This window comes from Novacetimonas hansenii JCM 7643, assembly GCF_000964405.1.
Lineage (GTDB): Bacteria > Pseudomonadota > Alphaproteobacteria > Acetobacterales > Acetobacteraceae > Novacetimonas > Novacetimonas hansenii.
The window spans coordinates 1-592 of the sequence record NZ_BANE01000346.1 but is presented as its reverse complement, the minus strand read 5'-3'; the positions used below and the strand labels follow the sequence as shown (position 1 = coordinate 592).

Sequence of the window (592 nt, the reverse complement as noted above, 5' to 3'; positions counted from 1 at the left end):
GCAGAGGTCGTTTTATCTGAAGGGACAACCGCAATCGCTAACCGCCCATAGCGAGCCAGCGCGTGGGCCGCCCCCCAGGTGTCCGCGACTACGGCCCGAGCGCAAAAACCGGCTCCTGCCATGCGGTGGACCATATCCTTGAGCATGGGAAGTTCGCCCCCATGCAGGTGATCTGCCCCGGTCGTGTCGAGCACCAGCCCGTCCGGCGTATCGACGGCCACGATGGGCGCGATCCTGTGCAGGAACCACAAAGCGAGTTTTTCCAGTCCGAGCCGGTCGCCTTCGGGATCGGCGTCCATCAGCACCAGATCGGGATAGAGCGCCTGAGCCTTGGCCACCGGTATGCTTGGGCGCAGCCCCAGCTTCCGGGCGGCAAGATCGACCGACAGGACAACCCGACGTCGTCCTTCACGCCCGGCCAGCGCCAGCGGCGTTTCAGGCGCGGGCGCGTCTGGCCCAAGTCGTTTCCTGATCCGGTCGGTCGGCCAGAGTGGCAGGTAAAGCGAGACGATCCGCGACCGGGATACAGGGGGCGAGCCTTCCTTTGGCATCACAGGCCTCCACTTCAAAATCGGCACATTCGCCCGCACGG

Annotated in this window: 1 protein-coding gene and 1 pseudogene; both read right to left on the bottom strand. The window is 65.2% G+C overall.

The annotated features are described in order from the left end of the window. On the bottom strand, positions 1-428 hold a 428-nt coding region (locus B7G66_RS16465), incomplete at its 3' end, for a Y-family DNA polymerase (protein ID WP_456306328.1). A 7-nt stretch (positions 429-435) separates the two neighbouring features. Then, positions 436-592 (bottom strand): annotated as a pseudogene (locus B7G66_RS19115) (damage-inducible protein); the annotation flags it as partial.